A 21,871-nucleotide genomic window follows, 5' to 3' on the forward strand; every position below is an offset into this window, starting at 1 on the left:
AAAACACTTATTCCAACGAAATATCCCCCGCCTAAAAGCCTTAGAGGCCTTGATATTACAGCATTCCGCTAGTCGTCCAGCTTCAGCACCGCCATGAACGCTTCCTGCGGCACCTCGACGTTGCCGACCTGCTTCATGCGCTTCTTGCCTTCTTTTTGCTTCTCGAGCAGCTTGCGCTTCCGCGAGATGTCGCCGCCGTAACACTTGGCGAGGACGTTTTTGCGCATCGCCTTGATCGTCTCCCGGGAGACGATCTTCTGGCCGACGGCCGCCTGGATCGGCACTTCGAACATTTGACGCGGGATCAGGTCCTTCAGCTTCTCGCAAATGACGCGTCCGCGCTGGTAGGCACGGTCTCTATGCACGATAAAGGAGAGCGCGTCCACCTGCTCGCTGTTGAGCAGAATGTCCATCTTGACGAGGTTCGACTGACGGTAGCCGGTCAGCTCGTAGTCGAAGCTGGCATATCCCTTGGTGCTGGACTTGAGCTGGTCGAAAAAGTCGTAGACGATCTCGGCGAGCGGAATATCGTACTTAAGCGTGACGCGGTTGGCATCGAGGTATTGCATGTCGATGAATTCGCCGCGCTTGCCCTGGCAAAGCTCCATGATCGCGCCGACGTAGTCCTTGGGCACGATGATCGACGCCTTGACGTATGGCTCTTCGACGAAATCGAGCTTGCCCGCTTCCGGATATTCCGAAGGGTTCGAGATATCGAGCTGCGCGCCGCTGGTCAGCGTGACCTTGTAAACAACGCTCGGCGCCGTCGTGATGAGCGGGATGTTGAACTCGCGCTCGATCCGTTCCTGGATGATCTCCATGTGCAGCATCCCGAGGAAGCCGCAGCGGAAGCCGAAGCCGAGCGCCTGCGACGTCTCGGGCTCGAAGCGCAGCGAGGCGTCGTTCAGCTCGAGCTTCTCCAGCGCGTCGCGCAGGTCGTTGTAGTCCGAGGACTCGATCGGATACAGGCCGCAGAACACCATCGGATTGATGCCGCGGTAGCCCGGCAGCGCCTCGGCTGTAGGACGCTTCGCATTGGTGATCGTGTCGCCGACGCGCGTATCCTTGACGTTCTTGATCGATGCCGTCACGAAGCCGACGTCGCCCGGCCCGAGCTCGTCCACGATCGTCGAGCGCGGCATGAACGTGCCGACTTCGACGACGTCGAACGTCGCGCCGGTCGCCATAAACTTGATCGGGGTGCCGGCGCGGAGCTTGCCGTCGATGACGCGGATATAACAGATAACGCCCTTGTAAGCATCGTAGTAAGAGTCGAAAATCAGCGCCTTAAGCGGCGCTTCGGGGTCGCCCTGCGGCGCCGGCACCTTTTGCACGACCTGCTCGAGAATCTCCTTGATACCGATGCCGTTCTTCGCGGACGCGAGGACCGCTTCGCTCGCGTCGAGGCCGATGACGTCCTCGACCTCCTGCTTGACCCGCTCCGGCTCTGCGCTCGGCAAGTCGATCTTGTTGATGACCGGGAGAATCTCCAGGTTGTTGTCCAGCGCGAGATAGACGTTCGCCAGCGTCTGGGCTTCGATCCCCTGCGCCGCGTCGACGATCAGCAGCGCGCCCTCGCAGGCCGCAAGGCTACGCGACACCTCGTACGTGAAGTCGACGTGCCCCGGGGTGTCGATCAGATGCAGCGTGTAAGTCTCGCCGTCGTCGGCCTTGTACTTGAGACGGACGGCCTGCAGCTTGATCGTGATGCCGCGCTCCCGCTCCAGGTCCATCGAGTCGAGCACTTGGTCCTGCATTTCCCGCGCGGTCAGCGTGCCCGTATATTCCAAAATGCGGTCGGCCAGCGTCGACTTGCCGTGGTCGATATGCGCGATAATGCAAAAATTGCGAATATGGCTTTGCTTGTGTTGGATGTCTGCCATCTTCTTTGTCCTTACCTCCACCGATACATGCCGTTGTCCGGCTATCCCATCTATTATATCAGCAGGGTCAAGACGCATCAATCGGCAGCTCCCGACTTTCCTGGCGCCGTTTCATCGTATGCCGACTTGACGAGACGATACGCCTCGCTGTCCTCGGCGGAATCGGGATCCTTTTCCAGCTTCCTCAGATTTTCTTTGTGCGACTTCAATTCCGACGTATAATCGGCGCGGCCTTTCTCCAGCTCTTGCTCCCGGCGCAGCAGGTTCTGAATGCGAGGGTCCGAGGGGTCCAGTCCTTTGAGCGCATCAAGCTTGCCATTGACAGCGGCGATCAAAAAAGCGAGATGCGCCAATTTTTTGAGCGTTTCGTCGATTTTGTTTCTGTACGTGTCGGCAGCCTGCGTGTACGCGCCTGTCTTGAGCTTGGCCCGGGACTGATCCTGTACCGCCTTGAATGCCGCCTCCTTAACGTGGTCGGAGAGTCCGGCGGCTGTCAAAACGCGTCTTGACTCCTTCTCCCAAGCTGCCACCGCCGTGCCGAACTTGGCGGGGTCTGCGCCCGCCATCGGCGGCTTGGTCGAACCCAGTGCCGTCAGCGCGCCGGTAAGCGCCTTGATATCGCCGTAACCCATCGTTTCAAGCGCACTCCCGGCTCCTGCAGCCTCCAGATAAGCGGCCGTCTCGCCCGGATGCGCAAGCGCGATCTGCTTGGCCGCCTCCGCCAGATCCGTCAAATGCTTGCGAAACGCTTCCCGGTCGAAAACTGAGGAATTCGCCGACATGCCGTACGACTCCAGATGAAGGCTCGCTCCGCCGAAGAACGCGTCGAAACGGGCGGTCAGCCGGTCCGCGGCCTCACCCGTCACTTCGCCGTATACTTCGTCCAGTAGCTTCAGCGCTTGCGACGAATCCGCCGCTTCGCCGCTCAGCAGCTCCTGCCGGATCTGGCCGTAGGTTTCTGCGTACGATGACAAATAGGCGGCCTGATTCGCTTCGCCATCCATCTCTTTGCGGAATCGAACGAGAAAGTCGGACTTGATGCTGCCGGCATCGGAGATGGACACGGCTATCGGAGATGCCGCGGCGTCCGCCAATCGCCGGATTTGAAATGCGGAATGACTGGCCGTCAGCGGCGACAGCGCCGGCGGCAGGTTCGCGCCATGGATTTTCATCGTCGAATGCCTCCAAAAAAGGGTTATTCACCTTTTATCGGCAGGGTAATTTTGGTAATGAAGAGCAAAAAGAAGCTGTCCCAAAAGTCATGAACTTGACTGGACCGCCATATGAATCGAGGCAAAGAAGCTCCACATAGAGCTACATCGCGAGAATGCGGCACCAACCGAGACGAAGAAGCTCTATATAGAGCTATATCGCGAGAACGCGGCACAACTCAAAAAGTAGCGACAGACCAAAAGCAAACGGGACGAAGCAGGAAATTCCTCTGCTTCGTCCCGTTTGACGTTTACGGCTTGGTTTGAAGGGTTTACAGGGCAGTATCAATCGATCAGTACATTCCTAAGCTCGCCCAGCTTCTCGATCCGGATCTCCACCCGATCGCCGGCCTTCAAGTAGACCTGACGATCCTCCGGATACCCCATGACTACGCCTTCGGGCGTTCCCGTCAAAATGACGTCGCCAGGCTGCAGCGTCATATGACGGCTGATGTAGCTGACGATCGTTTTGCAATCGAAGATCATGTCGCTCGTGTTGGAGTTTTGCCGCCGCTCCCCGTTCACGAAGCTCTGAATCTCCAGCCGGTTAGGATCGCCGACCTCGTCGGCAGTAACGAGCCAAGGCCCGAGCGGACAAAAGCCGTCGAGGCTTTTGCCGAGCAGCCATTGAGAGGTGCGAAGCTGCAAATCCCGGGCCGACAAATCATTCGCCGCGCAATACCCGAATACATAATCCAGCGCATCGCTCTCGCTCACGTTAAAAGCAGTTTTGCCGATAACGATGGCCAGCTCCGCTTCGTAGTCCATCTTGGCAGTGACAGTAGGGACGCGGACAGGCGCTTCGTGGGCAGTCAGCGCATTGGCGAATTTGTTGAAGAGAATCGGAAAGGCGGGAATCGGAGAGTTGGTTTCTTCGGCGTGCTTCTTGTAATTCAAGCCGACGCAGATGATCTTTCCCGGCCTTGCGACGCAGGGAGCCAATCTCGCTTCTCCCAGGCCGAGCGCGGATGCCTCTGCCAGCGCCTCGTCGCGAAGCGCTCCTTCGACTCGAGCAGCGAGCGCCGCGAGCCCTTCGTCGCCCATGCCGATCAGATCGTCGGTCGATCGGACGGTCCACGCCGCCTCCGAGCCCGCCGTCATCCGCTCGACGTCCAGCAAGCGATCCTTTACGACCACGCCCAGCTTCAGCGCTCCGTTATCGTCCCAATAGTTAACCAGCTTCAAGGTCTATTCCTTCTTTCTTGAAAATTAAGGCTGCAGCAAAATCTTGGCGATCGAGCCCGGCCCGCCGATCAGCGTCTCGAAGCATTCGCCCCCCTGCTCGAGCGGCCGATGTATCGTCCAGGGCAGCAGATCCACCTTGCCCTCCGCGATCCAACGCAGCGCTAGCTCGAAGTCCTGCGAATCGTAGGCGAAGGCGCCCAACAGCTTGAGTTCCTCGCGGATGATCGTATTGACGGGCAGCGTGCTGTCCGCTTCATGCAGTCCGGTAAGTCCGATCCGCGCGCCTCTGCGCACCGAGGCGATGCAGCGCAGCCGCGTCGCCTGCAGGCCGACGGCGTCGACCGCCGCCTCGAAGCCTTCGGCCGGCTTCAGCCGTTCGATCTCGGCGTCGCCGTTCGCAGGGATGCCGCCAAGCTCGGCCGCGATGCGCAGCCGGTCGGCGTTCAGATCGGCCACGACGACTTCGCGCACGCCGAGCAGCCTCGCCGCCGCGACCGCGAACAGGCCGATCGGACCGGCACCCATCACCAGAAGCCGGTCTTCCGGTTGCAGCGCGATCAGCCGGCACAGATGGACCGCGCAAGCCAGCGGCTCGGCCATCGCCGCGAGGTCAAAAGACAAATCGTCCGGTATGCCATACACGTTGGATTCCGCCACGACGGCGTATTCGGCGAATGCGCCGGGCAGGTGCGCGCCGAGCAGCTTGCGCTCCGGACACAGCTGCGCTTCGCCGCTCAGGCAATCCCGGCATTTGCCGCAAGTCTGAAGCGGATTGACGGCTACCCGGTCTCCGGGCTTGAAGCGCGACGCGCCCTCCCCCGTCTCCGCGACCGTGCCCGCGAATTCATGCCCCATCACAAGCGGAGGCTTGCGCAGCGTGTTATGTCCCAGGTAGCCGCTCAGCTCGGAGCCGCAGATGCCGACTCGCTCGATCTTGACCAATACTTCTCCCGCCGCCGGCGCCGGCACCGGAAGCGTCCTCATGTTCATCAGCCGCGGTCCTTCGTAGACCAGCGCCCGCATCGTCTGCGTCATGCGCGTATTCCTCCTATCGGACTCTGTAGCGGTTCAGCACCTGCTCGTCGATCTCGATGCCGAGTCCCGGCCGATCCGTCGGTACGGTCACATAGCCGTCCTTGAACTCGATCTCCCGGCTCACCAGATCCCGCGCGAGCGGCGAATTGGATACGGTGTATTCGATCATGAAGCCATTCGGAATGGCTGCCGCGAAATGCGTGCTCGCCGCGACGAGAATCCCCGTCTTGAAAGCGTGGGGCACGACCTTCTTATGCCGGTCGTAAGCCAGGTACGCGATGCGCTTGCCTTCGGTCAGGCCGCCGACGCGGGCGAGATCCGGCTGAATGATGTCGAGGTGACCCTCGTCCAGCAGCCGCTGGAAAGCCATCCGTCCGCTCTCCTGCTCCCCGCCCGCGATCGAGATGCGGCTGCGGTCCGCAAGCGCGCGGTAGCCCGCGATATCGTTCGAGTGCACGGGCTCCTCCAGCCAGTAGACGCCATACCGCTCGTACACCTCCGCCATGCGCAGCGCGCCCTTCAGATCCCAGGCAAGCCCCGCGTCGATCATGACGTCGACGTCGTCTCCGACGGCTTCGCGGATCGCCTTGATCTGCGCTTCGTCGAACTTGGCGTCCCGGCCGATCGGCCCCCAGCCGAACTTCATCGCCTTGTAGCCCAGCTTGGCGTACAGCTCCGCCATGGCCGCAGCTTCGGCGATCGTCTCGGGCATGAGGGCGCTCGCATAGGCTTTGAGCTTGCCGTTAAATACGCCGCCCATCATTTCGCACACCGGCCGGTTCATCGTCTTACCCAGAATGTCCCACAGCGCGATATCCACGCCGCTGATCGCGTGCAGCGCGGGACCCGTGCGGCCAAAGTAGATCGTGCCGCGGTACATCTTGTCCCACAGCCGCTCGATCTCGATCGGATTCTCGCCGATCAGCAGCGTGCGCAGACCCGTCGCGATCGAATGCGAGGCAGGCGCTTCTACGACCGCCTTGGCGACCAGCGGCGACGAATCGACCTCGCCGACGCCCACGATGCCTTCGTCCGTATGAATGCGGATGACGAGCGTATCCTGCGTGCCGTCGCACTGTTCGGCGTCCAGGTCGGGAATGCTCAAGTATATCGCTTCGACTTCGGTAATTTTCATAAGACCAGCTCCTCTTCTATCGTTAACTTCCCAGCAAATCGTCCCGCAAAGGGGTGAACACTTCCAGCACCAGCGAATCTTCCAGCGCTTCGACCGAATGTGAGACGCCGCCCGGAACGACGACCTGCTCCCCCGCCGACGCGACGATCTCGGCGCCGTCCAGCAGCATCCGGATTTTCCCCGATACGACATAACCTAGCTGCTCGTGCGGATGCGCATGCTCCGGACCGATGCCGCCTTTTTTAAATTCGATCGCCATCCCCATCAGCCGCTCTCCCGGAGGAAATATTTTGCGGCGAATGAGCGGATTAATCTGCTGCCACTCGTCAATCGGCATCTTGACCCCTACCTTTCTAAAACGTAATCGATAATCCGCCGTCCACGGGCACGATCGCGCCCTGCACGTACGAGGCCGCCTCCGAGGCCAGGAAGGCGATCACCGCCGCCACTTCTTCGGACTGGCCGGGGCGCGCTAGCGGAATCTTGCGTTCCCCGACGTAATAACGCTTGAACCACTCGGTCTCCAATTCGTTCTCGCCGCCGACGACGGACAAGCCCGTATCGATAAATCCAGGCGCCACGCCGTTCACCCGGATGCCGTGAGGCGACAGCTCTGCCGCCGTGCATCGCGTCAGTTGATCGAGCGCGCCCTTGGCCGAATTGTAATGGCTGGACTTGTTCAGGGCGCGAACGCCGTTGATCGAAGAGACGTTGACGATGACGCCGCCGCCCTGTTCCTTCATCGCGAGCGCGGCTTCGCGCGTGCACCAGTAGGCGCCGTTCGCGATCGTGTCGAACACCGCGCGCCAGCGGTCCGTCGTCTCCTGGAGGAAATCGCTTTCGTAAAACATCGCCGCGTTGTTGATCAATATATCGATGCGTCCCGTATGCGCCTTCGTGCGATCGATCAAATGCCGCACGGCGTCCTCGCTGCTGATGTCGGTCCGGACGAACAGCGGCTTACCGCCGATTGCCGCGAGCTCCGCAAGGGCAGCCGCCCCGCGCCTCTCGTCCCGGCCCGCGATGACGACGTTCGCCCCTTCGGACGCCAGCAGCTTGGCCGTCGCGAGACCGATGCCGGTCGCGCCTCCGGTGACAATGGCCGTCTTCCCTGTAAATCGACTCATTTTTAGCGCTCCTCTCGTCAGTTCCGCGTGCGTGTCAAGCTCAAGGCAGCAGCGTGCCCACGATATTGCGCGGATACGCTTTGGCGCGAATGAAGCCTTCGGCGTAACGCACCCCGCACTGAATGCCGCGGTAGCGCGAGGTCACCTCGACCATCTCCAACGCGTTGGAACCGTACTGGTCCTGCAGCCAATCGCCGACCTGGCTCTCGTGCGCGGCCAGCATTCTTTTTTTCGTATCGATAAAGTCCGTAATATCCACGTATTCGTCGGGCTGGAAGCCGATGCCCGCCATGCTGTCGACAAAATAAACGATCGGAATCTTCTTCAGCACGGGACTTGCGGTCACGATATTCGGCACCGTCGTCATGAGGGCAACATCGTTGGCGATCTGGCCGGTCAGCGTATGGTCCGGATTGTACAGGTCGTCCGGCCAGTGCGTCAGTACGACCTCCGCCCCGCTCGCCCGCATCGCCTCGATGAAATCCAGGCGCGTCTTCTCGGTATCGAACAGGAATTCGTCCGGGTATCCCATCCAGATCAGATCTGCGCCGATGACATCCGCGGCGGCCTTCGCTTCCTGCCGGCGAATCTCGGCGATCTCCGGCTTGGACAACGTCGGCGAACCGACTTCGCCGTTGGTCGAGATCGCGATGGTGATCTTGTCCCCGCGCGCCGCGTACTTCGCCAGCGTGCCGCCGCATAATATCTCGGCGTCGTCCGGATGCGCGCAAATGGCCAATACGTTCATCTTTATTCCTCCTCGTTAACGCTGAACTTTAGCTTCTCAGCCCATCATAAAGGCGATTTTGGTAGATTGTCAACAATCGATCCTCTTCAATTGATCGTTGAATTTAATCTGGCGCTGCACTATACTGGGGGCATCGCTTATCGAACGTTCGAATTAAACAGGCAGGGAGTCTTAGAAATGAAGCCCTATCAATTTAAAAGCCAGGAAAATCTGTCGCTGCGCCAGCGCGTATTCGCCGATATCCGCGACGCGATCGTACGCGGCCATCTGAAGCCGGGCGACAAGCTGCGGGAGCTCGACATTTCCAAGCAAATGAACGTCAGCCGCGGTCCGCTCCGCGAAGCGCTGCGGGATCTCGAGGCGCTGGGCCTCGTCGTGAGCGCTCCTTATCGGGAGACGGCCGTCGCCGACGTGCGCAAGGAAGAGGTCGTCGGTCTGCTGATTCCGGTACGGCTGCAGCTGGAGCTGTTCGTGCTCAAGCAGAGCCGGGACAAACGGGACGAAGCGTTTTTTGCGTCGCTTGAAGAGATCGTGGAAGAAATGAAACGCGCCGCGGCCGAGAACGACTTGTTCGCGCTGGTAGAGGCCGACATTCGTTTTCACGAGCAGGTGCTGTCGCTCGACGACTCGACCCACACGCAGCAAATCTGGCTCGGCATCGTGAACCGGCTGCGCCTGCATTTCATTAAAAATACCGGCGCGTTCGGCGACCTTGGACGGGTGCCTGCGGAGCATGCGGCGCTGCTGTCGGCGCTGCGGGACGAGAGCGACGAACGGATCGAGGAGCTATGGACCCGGCATATCCGGGACGAAGACTGCCTGCTCTGCTTTGACGAGAAGACGGATTAAGGAGAGATACGAATGTCCGAAACGCGGGAAGCGCATCTGAAGCAACTGGGCGAGCCCTATGTCAAACTGACCGCCGAAGACGGCGGAACGCTGCTCGTGCTCGTGCGGGGCGGTCGCGTGCACGATATGACTGTCCCGGGTGGGCTGGCGGGAACGTCTTTTTGGACGAATCCGCCTGCGCTGGTTGCCGGCGGCTGGAACACGGGCGGGGACCGCACCTGGGTCAGCCCCGAGATCGAATACTTCACGGACAGCGCCGGCAACTACGAGATACCGCCCCAGCTCGACCCGGGGCATTGGACGCTGATCGCGTCTTCTGGAAGCGAAGCGGTTGTAAGAACGACCTGCGAGCTGGCCCGCCGCTCCTCCCCCGCCGCTCCGATCCGGTTGGATCTGGAAAAGCGCTTTGCGACGCTGCCGAATCCGCTGCTCATGAATACGTCCCTGGCCGCGCGCGACTGGGCCGGCATCCGCTATGTCGGGTACGAAGTGAGCACGTCGCTTGAATTGGAGCCTGCCGCGCAGGACGGCAGCCCTGAAGGCGTTCCGTCAGGCTACTGCAGCTTATGGAGCATCATGCAGGTCCCGTCCGGCGGCGTCGCGCTGGTGCCCACCCGGGGGCATGTAAAGCCGCTGACGATGTTCGCGCAGCGTGAGCCGTCCGACATCGCGACGACGGCCTCGGGCGTCCGCATCCCCTGCGGCGGCAGCTACAGCTACAAGCTCTCGTTCGACGCCATCGCCTCGACCGGCCGCTACGGCTATATCCGCGAGCTCGGTGCAACCGAGAGCAGCCTCATGGTCCGTCAATTCCGTGTGAATCCCGCTGGCGTCTATCCCGACTATCCGCCGGACCGGCCGGATTATATGGGCTCCTGCATGCAGATCTACAATGACGGCGGCCACATGGGAGGCTTCGCGGAGCTCGAGTACCAATCGCCCGCCCTGGCGATCGGCAATCCCGGACGGACGACGGATGAATCGCAAGTGTTCCATTTTACGGGACCGACGGAGAAGATCAGGGAAATCGCTGCGATTCTGCTGGGGATGGACGATGTTTCGCAGGATTTAGTTAGTTAAGCTAGCCGATCAACGCATGAATTAAAGCCCTTCCCAGCACTTCGTCGAAGCCGCCCCAGTCGGGGTCTACGTTGCCGAAAGGATGATTAATCATGTTGCCCTTCAGCTCGGTCAACGAGTAGATGCCGAATTCGTGCAACCGCTCATAGTAACCGTATCCCCCGACAAAGGCGCAGCCGTACGCGGCGGCCAGCTGCCTGTACAGGCCATGCGCCCTTTTGACCTGCCCGGCCGTCCCTTCGAACAGCGGATGGATGCCGTTGTTGGTAACGATCAGGCATGGGATGCCATCCTCCCGCAGCCGCTCTAAAATGCCGGATATCGCCTGCTCCGTTCGACCCTCCGGCGAGAAGCTGTCGTTGAGCATATACTCCAGTATGATCAGGTCGGGCGCGACCGCGCGTACTTCGTCCGCATAGCGGAGGGCGCCTTGAATGGCGTTTTCTCCGCCTATCGCGACATTCGAGGTGCGTATGGCCGCTTGGGGATATGTGTCGCGCAGGGCGCGGGCCAGTCGGTAGGGCCAGCGGCCGGAGCGGGTCGTGCTCTCTCCGAAGAAAGCGATGCGTACCGGGCCGCCCTCCAGGAGCTTGGCGCGAAAGGGCGCAAGCGCGCCGCGGTTGTCGAACGGAATGACGGACAGCGGGTCGGGGGCGGGCAGCGCGAGATTCAATACCGAATGCGGGGAGGCCTCGATGCGATAGATTGTCCCTGCTTGGCGGTGGCCGGCGGGTACGCCTGACAAGTCGAGTCTGAGTCCCCAGTCGACGCGATGATTATAAGCGCTCTTAAGCAGCAAAGGGATCGGCTTCGTCGGATCGGCCGCCCGCAGCTCTAACCAGCGAATCCGCCCGTCCGCGAGCGCCTCGTCCAAACCGTAGTCAATGCCTTCGGCGCCGATCCGCATGTCCAGGCTACCGTCATCGCGGACCGCGGTCAGCTCGACGAGGTAATCGCGCGGCGAGGCATCGAGATAGCGTCCAGATACCTGCGGCAGCAGCGCAGAGCCGGGAAGATCGTCCAAGCTGCCCAATACCTTCTTTACCCTAGCGTGCCCTTCGTACAATCGGGGCTCCCCCCAGCCGGTGAATATATGAGCCAGCACGTACCCTTCTCTAACCTGCGGCGGGTCGGGAAGCAGCAGCTCCCGCGACTCCGGCGCTTCCTCTTCTCCCTCGATGACCGTAAGCGTACCGTCTCTCAGCAGAACTACCGCATCGTAGCGGCACTGCCATACCTCATAATCCAGCAGCAGCAGCTCGCCCGGCTGGATCGCGCCATGCGGATGCCGTTTGACGGTGCCCCAGTAATAATCGCGGCAATAATCGATATCCGCCCGATAGACGGTCGTGCGGCTCTTGTCGCGGACGCGCAGGCTGCCCGGCACCATTCGCTGGTACGGCGCGCCGCCGCTGCCGCGGATGCTCTCGGCATTCCAGTAACACGGCGAGGTCTGCGCCTCGCCCATTATCGTATAACGCTGATCGACATAGGACCGCTTGCCTCCGGGCCGTATGTCAAACGCGCCTCCCTTCGTCGCGAGCGCTGCGCCGTCCGCCAGCTTCAGCATGCCGGGCTCGACGCAGATCCGCCAATCTCCTTCGATGCGAATGCGCATGCCGATTTTCTCCAGCGCTTCCGGCCGTTCCTCTCGGATCACGTTCACGCCCCCCCTTTAAAAAAGCAGCTCGACGACCGCTCGGCCGCCGAAGCCGGCGATCCGGACGGATTCCGAGGCCTCGTCGTAGACGCCGCCGTCTACCTGGATCGGCCGCCGGCGTTCCGGATGCGGCGCCCGGATCTCGACGTTCGCCGGCCCGCGCTCCCCCTCGCATGCGACGCTGATTCGCAGCACGTTTGCCGCCAGCTCGGCTTTGAAGGAGAGCGCGCCGAAATAACTGGCCGCGCCGCTTACGCCGATCGGTCCGTCCGCAAGCCAGCGGCGCGGCACGCCCTGCAGCAGCTTAAGCGTATCGCCCGCCTCCATGTACAGCATCCAGCGCGTCTCCATGAGGAACCAGGCTTCCTCGTGCGTCTTGTGCTCGCTGATCTGCGGATTCAGGTGTTCGGAGAACGTGTATGTCTCCCGGTCGGCCATCGATGCGACCGTATAATAATAGGCCTGCAAAAAGGGATGGACTTCGCCGCGCTGAAGATGAATGCAGGGATGACGGCTATAATACGGCTGCGTGTAAGCTACGTTGTCCAGGCAAAGCAGCTCGCGGTGGGCGTCCAGCATGAAGGCCGCGCCTGGTTCCGCAGGATCGACAATCTCGCCGAACACGAGATAGAGCGGACCGCAGAGAGAGTCGCGAATGCCGGCCGCGCCATGCGAATACCACTGCCCCGGCATCGCGAACAGAACGGCCGGTCCTTGCCCGCCCGCCCAAGGGGCTACGGTCGGGCACCAGCTGCCGTCGGCCAGCGGGATGACCGGTCCCCGCGCCAGCGCATCTTCGTAGGCGCGCCGGATATCGCCTCGCAGTGCCATGGTTTCGGTTCGCAGCGCTTCAGCTTGCGCCGGATCGGTCCCGGCCAACATCTCCGCAGCCCGGGACAGACCGAGATAAGCATAGGCATTCAGCATAAACACGCGAACCGGCTGCTCGTCCTCCGGATCGGCAACTTTGCCGTCAAGCATGCCGTAGCCGGGGATCCCGGCGTCTTGCGATAGGTTCCGACGGCGCCATTCGATCATATAGCGGCAAGACTTCAGCAATCGATCCTGAATAGCAGCGACCCATTCGTCGTCGCGGGTATAGCGGTAATGCTCGCCGAGGCTCCATAAGACGCAGCCGGTCTCGATCATATAATGAAGGAAGTTAAAAATGCCTCCGTCCTCCTGCTGCTTGTCGAGGAAATATGCCAGGCAGCGCTCGGCAAGCTTGTGCTGGCCCATCGAATCGAGAAACTGTACGATCGGCGCGCTCTCGGAGCCGATCGGCGGGTAGACGCCGATCGTCGGCGTCAGGGGCCCGCCCGGCTCCAGCCCGTACAGGATTAGATCAAGATGAAGCAGCCCCGCCTGCACCATCTCGTCGATCCGCGGCTCGGGCAAATCGAACCGTGCTGCCGTGTCCAGTTTGGCCTGCCAATAGGTCCTGCACGCTTCCAGCAGCGCGCCTCTGTCCCGATCGCTGAGACGGGCGGCTCGCTCCTGCGACAAGGGCCGATGCGGGACCAGGATGTCGTAGGCTAGCGTCCCGCCCGGAGGTACGAGTATCGCCAGTTCCTCCTGCGGGGCGGGCTCGCCGTCCAGCAGCGCGATGAAGCCGACGCGCCCGGTCTCGAACACGCCGAAGCCGCGCGCGCCGTCGTAAACGCAGCGCATGCCGCTCGGCAGTACAGAAGGAACCCAGGTGCCGTTAGGCACAGGCGCCTTGAACCAGGCGTAGCGCGGAACGGACGCCCGGTTGACGGCTTCGATGCGATAGACCAGGACAGTCTCCTCGTCCTGCGCCAGTTCCGGCGCCAGCAGCGCGTCATAGGCCGCCTGCTGCTCCGCAGTGAACGTGATGCCGGACGTATGCCCGGCCGCCGTCCAGTGATGCGTGCCGCGCACATGCGCCTCCGTAAGCAAGTTGCGCTCCAGCGCAGCAAAGGCTGTCGTGCGATACAGCATATCGCCGTCGTCGACCTCGCCATGCAGGATCGGCAGCCTCCCGTCCGCAAGGCGCCGCGTCGTGGCCCGCCTGCAGCCGTCGCCGCGGCCGAAGCGGAAGTTGTAGCGCACCGGCGCGTCCCCGCTCTCGGGCAGCGATACCCGGCGCGCATGCAGCCGCGGCTCGATCCAGTCGTACGACTGCGCATCGTACTCCGCGAAGCCGACGCCGAACAGACGGATGTCGCGTCCGATACCAAGCCATGTGCCAAGCTGCTTTTCTTTGACGACGGCGGCAGCCTCCCCGAAGCTCGGCTCTCGCTCGCAAGGAACTTGGCCCTCCCGCGTTCGAAGCGATACGGCGTTCCGCAGCTCCCCATAGCTTCGTCCGTCGTCCGCTGTCGTGACGGCGATGCCGTACGCGGGAATCACGATCGGATTCGCCGCGTCGACGTCCCGCAGGAAAAATGAAAACGGATTCGCCGCCGTCCGCAGGCTGACAATCGCCGCTCCCGCTCCGCGAGCCCCAGCGCCCGCAAGTTCCAGTTGCAAAGCAACGCCACCCTTGCCGCTCCCTTCAAAAGCGTCTCCGGCAAGGCTGCCGCTCCCGCGAACGAATCGAGCCCCGAGCAAAGAACCGCCGGCAATGCCGACGGTCCCCTGCACGGACGCCACCTCCCAATGTACGGTGATCGATTTTTGCAAAGCGAGTCCTCACCTTTCGCCTTCTCAATTTGATGGCATTCTCTATAAAACGCCCGCAGCCGATCAGTCTTTACCGGTTCCGTACCAGTTTGAACGTCAAATCGTCGAACCAGGCCGCGCCGGAGGCGTTCCACACCCGGCTCTCCAGATAGACGTACTCGGTATTCGGCGGCAGCACGATCTTCCCGCTCACGTACGTCCAGCCGTTGGTGCCTGTCGCATACGAAGTCCTGGCTTCCTGCACGATGATCCCGTCGAAGTCCTTGGCCGAAACCGCGATGGCCGCGCCGCCGGCGCCTGCAATGGCCGAGGTTTTCACCCAGCCGCCGAACTCGTATTCGCCGCCCCGCGCTACGCTTGGCAGCAGTTGATTCCAGGACGCGTATGCCGCACCTCCGTTTACGATCTTGAGCGAGCGCCCGCCCGCGTGGTGCTCCGCCGAATCCCAGCTGAACGGCGTGCCTGCCGTCGTCCACGTGTTCCATCCTTCCGGCGCGGCAGCTCCGGTCTCCGCGCCCGGATTGTTAGCCCCGTTGTCCGCAGGAGCGACGACGATATCGTCGAACCATGCGGTGCCGGCAGCCGTCCACAGCCGTCCGCCGATATTGATGGACACGGTCCCCGCCGGCGGCGTGAAGCGCGCGCTCACCTTGGTCCAGTCCTGCGTGCCGGTCACGACCGGCGTCCACTGCTCGGCTATGATCGTGCCGGAAGCGTCTCTGGCTTCGATCGCGATCATCGCGCCGTTCGTACCTGTGACTCCCGAAGTTTTCACCCAGCCCGAAACGTTAAGCTCCTTGTTGAGCTCTGGATTCGCGACAACCTGCAGCCATGCGGAGTTCGCCGTCGCAGCATTGACGATTTTCACCGACTTCGCTCCCGTATGCGCGGTTGTGCCGTCCCAGGAGAAGGCGCCGATGCTGCCCGTCCAGCTTGACCATCCTGCCGGCGCGGCTGTGCCCGTTCCCGTCTCCATGCCTGCATTGGTGCCCATATTTGTCTTCGGAAATGTAATCGTATAGACTTCCCCGCTGTTCACCTGGAACCGCGGGTAGTAGCCTCGGATCCGGTAGCCGTTCTGGACCGACACCGCCTTCGTCCCGCCGAACCCATACTTGATCTGATACGGCGTGTTGAACTGCTGCAGCGCTACGGAAGAGACGCTCTTCTGCACGCTTTTCCAGAGACCGATCGAAGCCAGGTCGCCGATGGTGCCGTCCGGCCATAACGCGCGTCCGCCATACTTGTACGGATATCCCGCTTCTTCGATCAGATAGCCGCCGGGTTGAGGGCCCGTCACCTTCATCTCGATGCGGTCCGGATAGAAGTCGTACGTGAGCGTCTCGCTCCCTTGCACGGTGACGATTTGCTTATGCGAGGCGCCGAGATCGTTCGCCGTCACCGACGTCGGGCCGTTCGTCAGATCGGGAATCACCTTGGTGCCGGACTTGACGAGGCTGACGTCGTCGAACCAGGCGGTGCCGGCCGAGCCGTAGATACGCAGCTGGATAAGGACGGAATCGGTCCCGGCGGGGGCCTTGACGGAGATGTTGTTGTAAAACCAGCTGTGGGTATCCTTCTTGGAATCCAGCTCGCCCGTACTGGCGAGCTGATTGCCGGCGGCGTCTTTGAAAACGATGACCGCACTGGCGCCTTGACCTTCGTAACCGATCAGCGATACGTTCTCTAGCTTCATCCAATAGCCGAATTCAAAATTGGTGCCCGGCGTCACGTTCGGAATGGCCTGCAGCCAAGCGCTGTTCTGCGTGTCCGCCGTATTGGTTACCTTAAGCGAACGGCCGCCCGTATGCGAGACGCTCGAATCCCAGGTCAGCGTGCCGCCGCCGCTTGTCCAGTTCGACCAGCCGTCCGGCGCGGACGCGCCGCTCTCCATGCTACCGTTCGCCAGCTGCTCGGTGAAGGCGCCGCTATCGTACTTGTACACCATCGGATACGTGAAGCCGCCGCCCGCGATGTTCGTCCAAGAGGTGCCGTCCGCGTCCTCGACGTACAATCCGCCGCCCGAAGCCTTGGATATGCGGTATTTGTAGCCGCCGTCGTACGTGCTCGCCACCTCGTAATATTGACCGGAAGCATTGTTCGCGAGCGTGAGCGCATTGCCGAAGCTCTCCGGCGGCACGGTCGCGCTAGCCTGGGCCGATGCCGCACCGACATTCTCGGACGTATCGGCCGCCGCCACCTTATAGTAATACGTCCGTCCCGGCGCGACATTCCGGTCGCGATAGACGGGGCTGGCGCCTGTCTGGATCCATACCTCGTCAATCAAATTCGCTTCCGAAGGCGCGAAGCCGCCGGTCTCGGATCGATAGATTTTGTAGTAGGCCAGGTCCGTGTCCATATTGGCCGTCCAGGTGACCGTCGCTGTCTTCGCTGCGGCCGAAGCGGCTGCTCCGGTCACCTGCGCCGGCGCGATCGCATCCGGGATATCCGTGTAGACGTAGAGCGTCCTCGGCGGAATCGTGTCGCTGAAGGCGGTGCCGCTCACGTTTTTCGTCCCGATGCTGGCCGGAAACTTGCCCAGCCCGTCGAGCTGCTGCGACTCGTCGTATTTGTATACCTTAAACGTCGTGCTCAGCGCGCTCTGCAGCGCGAAGCTGACGGACGCCGGCTCGGAGCTCCAGTTCACGACGGCGACCGTATGCTTGCCGCCCGGCGCAGAGACGACGGCAGGCACGACAAGCGGATTGCTGGACGCCGTCGTATAGGTCGTCGAGCCCTTCGGTATGAACTTGGCCATCAGCGACATCGCATAGTAGGAAGGCTTGGGCGTAAAATGCTCCTGCTTGCCGTTAATCGCGCCCCAGCCGTAGTCGCCAGAACCCGTCATCGTCTGATTCGCGCCTACGAGCGCCGAATACCAGTCGTCGTATAAACGCCACTTGGAAAATCCGGCAACGCCATTGCGCAGGCCGTCCGCGATCTCGCTTGCGAAGTGCAATCCGTCCAGGGCCACGCTGCGGGTCTCGAGCGCCCCCATCTCGGTGAACATGAACGGCTTAACGCTGCCGTTCGCGTCATTCGTATTTTTCATTGCCGTCCATGAGGCGACACGGTCTGAGAAACTGCCGTCCATCAGCTGCGATACCGATGGCCCGGCGTGCGTCGTATAGGCGTCCATGTAATCGCCCATCGTCTGCGTGAAGCTCTCGAACCAAGGTTGGCCGAGCGTATCGAGGAAGCCGACCTCGATGCCGGACAGATTGATCGCGGAGGACAGCCCTTCGGCGGACAGACGGTTCGCCACATCTTGATACACCTGCTTGTAGTATCCGAGCCTGTCCTTGCCGGGAGGCACGGTAATAATATTTTCAGGCTCGTTGTACAGCGAGAGGAACTTGACGTTGGTATAGCCTTCGGTCACGACCAGATGCTTGACCAGCGCAGCCATGCTCTCCGCGAATTCGGGCCGCTTGTCGTCGGCGGGCAGCGCGTCGCCCCAATTGTCCCACAACAGCCAGGGATAGAGTTTACTCGGATCGTTGATCATCGTGTTGAGCTCGACGTCCACGCCGGCGTCCTTGAGCGCCGACAAATACCGTTTGAGACTTGTCATCTCAGGGCTGTTCCAGGCGAAGCCGGCGTCGTTCATCGTATTCGGATCGCTGTTGTCGTTGATCGGCTCCCACCAGTCGACCTGGATCCACATCCGTACGAAGCTGATGCCGCCCTTTTTGATCCGCGACATCAAAACGGCGAAGTCGTCGTCCGATACGCCCCGGATCTGCTCGTGAGGAAAGAACATGAACGGATCGGTCTGTCCCCCGATTCCGACGACCGTACCGCCGTAAGCGGGGGTGGCGTTGTTCAGACTCACATTCACGTTGACCGCCGCGTATGTCGGCTCCGGCCTAAGCAGCAGCGCCCCGAGCGCGACGGCGGCCATTCCCGCCGCCCCGATTCCCAATCTTTTCAACCACGTTCCCGTCATCATGCAGCCTCCCTTGTATTGGATCGCCGGGCGCCTTGTTCAGCCTTTGACGGCTCCGGCGGTGATGCCCTCGATGATGAATCGTTGCGCGAATAGATAGACCACGATCATGGGGAAGACGATCATGCAAACGCCGGCGAAGATGAGCGACCAGTCGTTAAAGTACATCCCCTGAAACGATGCGAGTTGTACGGTGATGGTCAACTTGGCACTGTCCTGAAGGTAGAGCATGGGCATCAGGAAATCGTTCCAGATCGTAAACAAATTCAGGATCGAGACGGTCAGAAGCGCCGGCTTCAGCAGCGGCAGGACAATGCGGAAAAACGTGCCGTACAGTCCGCAGCCGTCGATGCGAGCCGCTTCTTCCAGCTCGCGCGGCACCGACTTGACGAAGCCGCTGAGCAGAAACACCGTAAACGGGGCCAGCGCCGCAAGGTAAATAAAAATAATGCCGTGATAGGTACTGATGAGATGGAACGTGAGCATGATCTTGTACAGCGGAATCATCGTCATCTGAAACGGTATGATCAGGCCCGCCAGAAACAGGAGATACATCGCATTGTAGAACCGGTTGGCCCTTCTTGCGATCGCATAGGCCGCCATCGCGCCGATCGTCGCGGTAACGGCGATCGAGACGAAGCCGATGAAGGCGGTATTGCCGATCGAGCGAAAATAGTGCATCGTGCGGAACGCCGCCGAGAAGTACTCGAACGTCATTGCTTTGGGCAAGCCGTAAGGCGACAATGACAGATCGCGCTTGGTCTTGACGGAAGAGATCAGCACGAGCAGCACCGGATAGAGATTGACGACGCATAGCACCCATAACGAAGCGCGTCGTACATAGTCGGAAAATCGGCGATTCGCTGCGGTCATAGCTCGACCTCCCTTCTGCGCAGAAGCGTGACCGAAACGGTCGTCAGCAGGAGAATGAACAGAAACAGCACGATCGACATCGCCGAGCCGTAACCCCACCGGCCGCTGCCGCCGGAGCCGAAGCCGAGATGATAGATCATCGAGGCAACAGATTCGGTCTGATAGCCGGGACCGCCGCCGGTCAGCACGTAAATCTGGTTGAATATTTGCAGGTTGCCGATCAGGCTCAGCACGATGTTGATCGTAAAGGCGGGTGCGACGAGCGGGAACGTGATGTGAATAAATTTCTTCCAGCCGATCGCGCCCTCAAGCTGGCCGTATTCGTACAGCTCCCGATTGATCGACTGCAAACCGGCGATATAAATCACCATCGAATAGCCCATAAACTGCCAAGTCGTGACGAGCGAGATCACCCACTTGGCCCAGAACGGATCGCTCAGCCAGCCTACTTGCAGGCGCTCAAGACGCAAGTTCGCCAGCAAGTTGTTGACGACGCCCATATTAGGCTCCAGCATGAAGCTCCATACGTAACCGATCAACAGCGTACTGAAAATGCTCGGCAGGAAAAACATCGACCGCATAAAGTTCGCGCCGGCAAACCGGCGGACGAGAAGCAGCGCAAGAAGGAGGCCGAACAAGTTTTGCAAAATGGTAATCGTGACGGTAAACTGCGCGGTATTCCAGAAAGCGGTCAGTATCATCCGATCCCGGAACATCTCGGCATAATTGTCCAGACCGATGAACTTGCTGGTGACGCCGTTCCAATCCGTGAACGAGTAATAGGTGGAGCTTAGCATTGGAAACAGGGAGAAACAGAGGTAGAAAATTAAAGCGGGCAGCAGAAACAGCAGCCAGCCCAGCTCGTAACCGAGCTTGAAGCGGCCTGATCCGTAAGGCTTCATGGCGGACAATCCCTTCCTCTTGAAGCAAGTGGCAGGCATTAGGAGAGAATGCCTGCCACTTGCTTCAAGTTCGTTCGTGCATCAAGATGATCGCAATGTTAAGGGGACGCTTATTTGGCGGCTTCGAGCGCCTGGGCAATGCCTTTGTCGTAGTCCTCGATGAACCGCTCCGGCGTCGTGCCGTCTGCAAGCAAGCTCTGGAATTCCTTATCCGGCGCGAAGCCGGACAGACTGGCTGGGTGATAATAGTTGACGCCCCACCAGTCGGGCTGTACGTCTCCCGCCGCCATCGCCGCGTTGATATCGGCGACGAACGCATTATCGACCTTGACCTGCGTATTGGTCGGGATGCCGTTGAGATCCGTCATGATGCGGGTTTGGTTTTCTGCGCTAAGGTAGACATCCATCGCCAGCTTGGCGGCTTCCGGATTCGCGGTCTTCGCGCTGATGACGAGTCCGCCGGAGGCGCTCGTCGGCACGACTGTCTTCTCTCCCGGCCCGTTGAGCGGAAGGGCGAAGAAGCCGATCTGCGCCTTGGGGTCCGCATCCTGGATCGCCTTGTATTGCCAGGTGCCGCTGACCAGCATGGCCGCCTTGCCCGTGCCGACCATGGTGCTCGCGACGTTGGCGTCGGTGCCGAGGAAGTCCTTGGGGAAGTAGCCGCGGTCCCGCCAGTCCTGCTGTACGGCGAGCACCTTCTTGAAGTCGTCCGCGATATCCGACGCCTTCATCGTACCGTCGGCGATCTTGATCCGCGTCGTCATATCCTTGGCGTTGATATACTGGCCGTAGGCGATAAACGGAATGATCTGGGTCGTCCACGAGTCTTTGAATCCGCCCGCGATCGGAATGAGGCCCGCGCTCTTGAGCTTGTCGCTCGCCGCTTCGAACGCCTGGCGGTCGGTCGGCACGGCGATGGCGTTGTCCGAAAAGGTTTTCTTGTTGTACAGAACGCCCAGCGCGTTAGTCGAAACGGGGACGAAATACAGCTTGCCCGCCTTGTTGTCCTTCGCGTCGGCGACGACCGAGGGAATGTATTGAGAGACGGACGGGACGTCCGAAATATCGAGGAACAGATCGGGGTCCATCTGCGTGCCGTATAGCGTAAGATCCTTCGAGATCGTGTGCGTCATAAGCAGGTCGGGAATATCGCCCGCGGCCAATTTGGTTTTGACGGCCGTCTCGTACTGGTCGGTCGGTACGTTCTGCAGCTCGATCGTGATATTGTGCTTGTCCTTCATGTCCTTGATCCAGGCGTCCGTCGATTTGGTGCGGTCCGCGTACGTATAGGTCATAAACTTCAAGGTGACCGGTTTGCCGGACGCGGCGGATGGCGTCGTTCCTTCCGACGAGCTGGCGGCGGCCGACGATGCGGCCGGCTTGTCCGAAGAATCGTTGCTTCCGCAGCCTGCCAATGCCGCGGATGTCATCACAGCCGCAAGCGCTAACATGGACAGCTTTTTCATGGCGAATCCTCCCTTTTCTTTATCAAAGGCGTTGTCTGCCCCGTATCAACATCATAGAGGGATTCTTACCGCGCCAAAATCAACAAATCTGTCCGAAACGATTGCAATATTCCTACTTCATT

Annotated in this window: 16 protein-coding genes; 2 read left to right on the forward strand and 14 right to left on the reverse strand. The window is 60.8% G+C overall.

Annotated elements, in window-relative coordinates:
• Window positions 1-68: 68 nt before the first annotated feature.
• The 8 genes from lepA to ACFOTD_RS26520 form a co-directional block, all read right to left on the reverse strand.
• Window positions 69-1,883, reverse strand: a complete 1,815-nt coding sequence (gene lepA / locus ACFOTD_RS26485; protein ID WP_378122956.1) for a translation elongation factor 4 — start codon at window positions 1,881-1,883, stop codon at window positions 69-71.
• Between the two features lie 77 nt (window positions 1,884-1,960).
• Entirely contained in the window at window positions 1,961-3,055 is a 1,095-nt protein-coding gene (locus ACFOTD_RS26490) for a hypothetical protein (RefSeq protein WP_378122957.1), read from the reverse strand.
• A gap of 324 nt (window positions 3,056-3,379) precedes the next feature.
• Window positions 3,380-4,279, reverse strand: coding sequence for a fumarylacetoacetate hydrolase family protein (locus ACFOTD_RS26495; protein WP_378122958.1), 900 nt, complete (start codon window positions 4,277-4,279; stop codon window positions 3,380-3,382).
• 24 nt (window positions 4,280-4,303) lie between these two features.
• Complete coding sequence (locus ACFOTD_RS26500) at window positions 4,304-5,314, reverse strand: zinc-dependent alcohol dehydrogenase (protein WP_378122959.1); 1,011 nt, start codon at window positions 5,312-5,314, stop codon at window positions 4,304-4,306.
• Window positions 5,315-5,327: 13 nt separating this feature from the next.
• Window positions 5,328-6,449 (reverse strand): mandelate racemase/muconate lactonizing enzyme family protein, encoded by a 1,122-nt coding sequence (locus ACFOTD_RS26505; RefSeq protein WP_378122960.1) that lies wholly within the window; start codon window positions 6,447-6,449, stop codon window positions 5,328-5,330.
• Window positions 6,450-6,471: 22 nt separating this feature from the next.
• A complete protein-coding gene (locus ACFOTD_RS26510) occupies window positions 6,472-6,786 on the reverse strand; it encodes a cupin domain-containing protein (protein ID WP_378122961.1) in 315 nt (104 codons plus the stop codon).
• 16 nt (window positions 6,787-6,802) lie between these two features.
• Complete coding sequence (locus ACFOTD_RS26515; protein ID WP_378122962.1) at window positions 6,803-7,576, reverse strand: SDR family NAD(P)-dependent oxidoreductase; 774 nt, start codon at window positions 7,574-7,576, stop codon at window positions 6,803-6,805.
• Window positions 7,577-7,616: 40 nt separating this feature from the next.
• Window positions 7,617-8,324: a PIG-L deacetylase family protein gene (locus tag ACFOTD_RS26520; protein WP_378122963.1), complete on the reverse strand. Its 708-nt coding sequence runs from the start codon at window positions 8,322-8,324 to the stop codon at window positions 7,617-7,619.
• A gap of 177 nt (window positions 8,325-8,501) precedes the next feature.
• Here ACFOTD_RS26520 and ACFOTD_RS26525 point away from each other — a divergent pair, with 177 nt between their 5' ends.
• Window positions 8,502-9,173, forward strand: coding sequence for a GntR family transcriptional regulator (locus ACFOTD_RS26525; RefSeq protein WP_378122964.1), 672 nt, complete (start codon window positions 8,502-8,504; stop codon window positions 9,171-9,173).
• Window positions 9,174-9,185: 12 nt separating this feature from the next.
• Window positions 9,186-10,253, forward strand: a complete 1,068-nt coding sequence (locus ACFOTD_RS26530) for a DUF6786 family protein (RefSeq protein ID WP_378122965.1) — start codon at window positions 9,186-9,188, stop codon at window positions 10,251-10,253.
• A gap of 1 nt (window position 10,254) precedes the next feature.
• Here the strand turns inward: ACFOTD_RS26530 and ACFOTD_RS26535 are convergent, their stop codons facing one another.
• The 6 genes from ACFOTD_RS26535 to ACFOTD_RS26560 all read right to left on the reverse strand — a co-directional run bounded on the left by ACFOTD_RS26535 (window position 10,255) and on the right by ACFOTD_RS26560 (window position 21,749).
• Window positions 10,255-11,913 carry an SGNH/GDSL hydrolase family protein gene (locus ACFOTD_RS26535; RefSeq protein WP_378122966.1) on the reverse strand — a complete coding sequence of 553 codons (1,659 nt, stop codon included), beginning with the start codon at window positions 11,911-11,913 and terminating at the stop codon, window positions 10,255-10,257.
• Window positions 11,914-11,928: 15 nt separating this feature from the next.
• Window positions 11,929-14,559 carry a glucosidase family protein gene (locus ACFOTD_RS26540; protein WP_378122967.1) on the reverse strand — a complete coding sequence of 877 codons (2,631 nt, stop codon included), beginning with the start codon at window positions 14,557-14,559 and terminating at the stop codon, window positions 11,929-11,931.
• A gap of 70 nt (window positions 14,560-14,629) precedes the next feature.
• Window positions 14,630-18,508, reverse strand: coding sequence for a carbohydrate binding domain-containing protein (locus ACFOTD_RS26545; protein ID WP_378122968.1), 3,879 nt, complete (start codon window positions 18,506-18,508; stop codon window positions 14,630-14,632).
• A gap of 39 nt (window positions 18,509-18,547) precedes the next feature.
• Complete coding sequence (locus tag ACFOTD_RS26550) at window positions 18,548-19,381, reverse strand: carbohydrate ABC transporter permease (protein WP_378122969.1); 834 nt, start codon at window positions 19,379-19,381, stop codon at window positions 18,548-18,550.
• Window positions 19,378-20,283: a carbohydrate ABC transporter permease gene (locus tag ACFOTD_RS26555; RefSeq protein WP_378122970.1), complete on the reverse strand. Its 906-nt coding sequence runs from the start codon at window positions 20,281-20,283 to the stop codon at window positions 19,378-19,380. Before ACFOTD_RS26555 ends, ACFOTD_RS26550 begins: the two co-directional genes overlap by 4 nt.
• A 110-nt stretch (window positions 20,284-20,393) precedes the next feature.
• Window positions 20,394-21,749, reverse strand: a complete 1,356-nt coding sequence (locus ACFOTD_RS26560; protein ID WP_378122971.1) for an ABC transporter substrate-binding protein — start codon at window positions 21,747-21,749, stop codon at window positions 20,394-20,396.
• Window positions 21,750-21,871: the final 122 nt, after the last annotated feature.

The organism is Cohnella sp. GCM10012308 (genome assembly GCF_042649185.1).
In the GTDB taxonomy this organism is placed as follows: Bacteria; Bacillota; Bacilli; order Paenibacillales; family Paenibacillaceae; genus Cohnella.

Excerpts from the sequence above, each read along its gene's own strand:
- lepA (WP_378122956.1), bottom strand. The coding sequence starts at position 1,883 with ATGGCAGACATCCAACACAAGCAAAGCCATATTCGCAATTTTTGCATT.
- ACFOTD_RS26500 (WP_378122959.1), bottom strand. The coding sequence starts at position 5,314 with ATGACGCAGACGATGCGGGCGCTGGTCTACGAAGGACCGCGGCTGATG.
- ACFOTD_RS26525 (WP_378122964.1), top strand. The coding sequence starts at position 8,502 with ATGAAGCCCTATCAATTTAAAAGCCAGGAAAATCTGTCGCTGCGCCAG.
- ACFOTD_RS26550 (WP_378122969.1), bottom strand. The coding sequence starts at position 19,381 with ATGACCGCAGCGAATCGCCGATTTTCCGACTATGTACGACGCGCTTCG.
- ACFOTD_RS26515 (WP_378122962.1), bottom strand. The coding sequence starts at position 7,576 with ATGAGTCGATTTACAGGGAAGACGGCCATTGTCACCGGAGGCGCGACC.
- ACFOTD_RS26490 (WP_378122957.1), bottom strand. The coding sequence starts at position 3,055 with ATGAAAATCCATGGCGCGAACCTGCCGCCGGCGCTGTCGCCGCTGACG.
- ACFOTD_RS26530 (WP_378122965.1), top strand. The coding sequence starts at position 9,186 with ATGTCCGAAACGCGGGAAGCGCATCTGAAGCAACTGGGCGAGCCCTAT.
- ACFOTD_RS26520 (WP_378122963.1), bottom strand. The coding sequence starts at position 8,324 with ATGAACGTATTGGCCATTTGCGCGCATCCGGACGACGCCGAGATATTA.
- ACFOTD_RS26560 (WP_378122971.1), bottom strand. The coding sequence starts at position 21,749 with ATGAAAAAGCTGTCCATGTTAGCGCTTGCGGCTGTGATGACATCCGCG.
- ACFOTD_RS26510 (WP_378122961.1), bottom strand. The coding sequence starts at position 6,786 with ATGCCGATTGACGAGTGGCAGCAGATTAATCCGCTCATTCGCCGCAAA.
- ACFOTD_RS26505 (WP_378122960.1), bottom strand. The coding sequence starts at position 6,449 with ATGAAAATTACCGAAGTCGAAGCGATATACTTGAGCATTCCCGACCTG.
- ACFOTD_RS26555 (WP_378122970.1), bottom strand. The coding sequence starts at position 20,283 with ATGAAGCCTTACGGATCAGGCCGCTTCAAGCTCGGTTACGAGCTGGGC.
- ACFOTD_RS26545 (WP_378122968.1), bottom strand. The coding sequence starts at position 18,508 with ATGACGGGAACGTGGTTGAAAAGATTGGGAATCGGGGCGGCGGGAATG.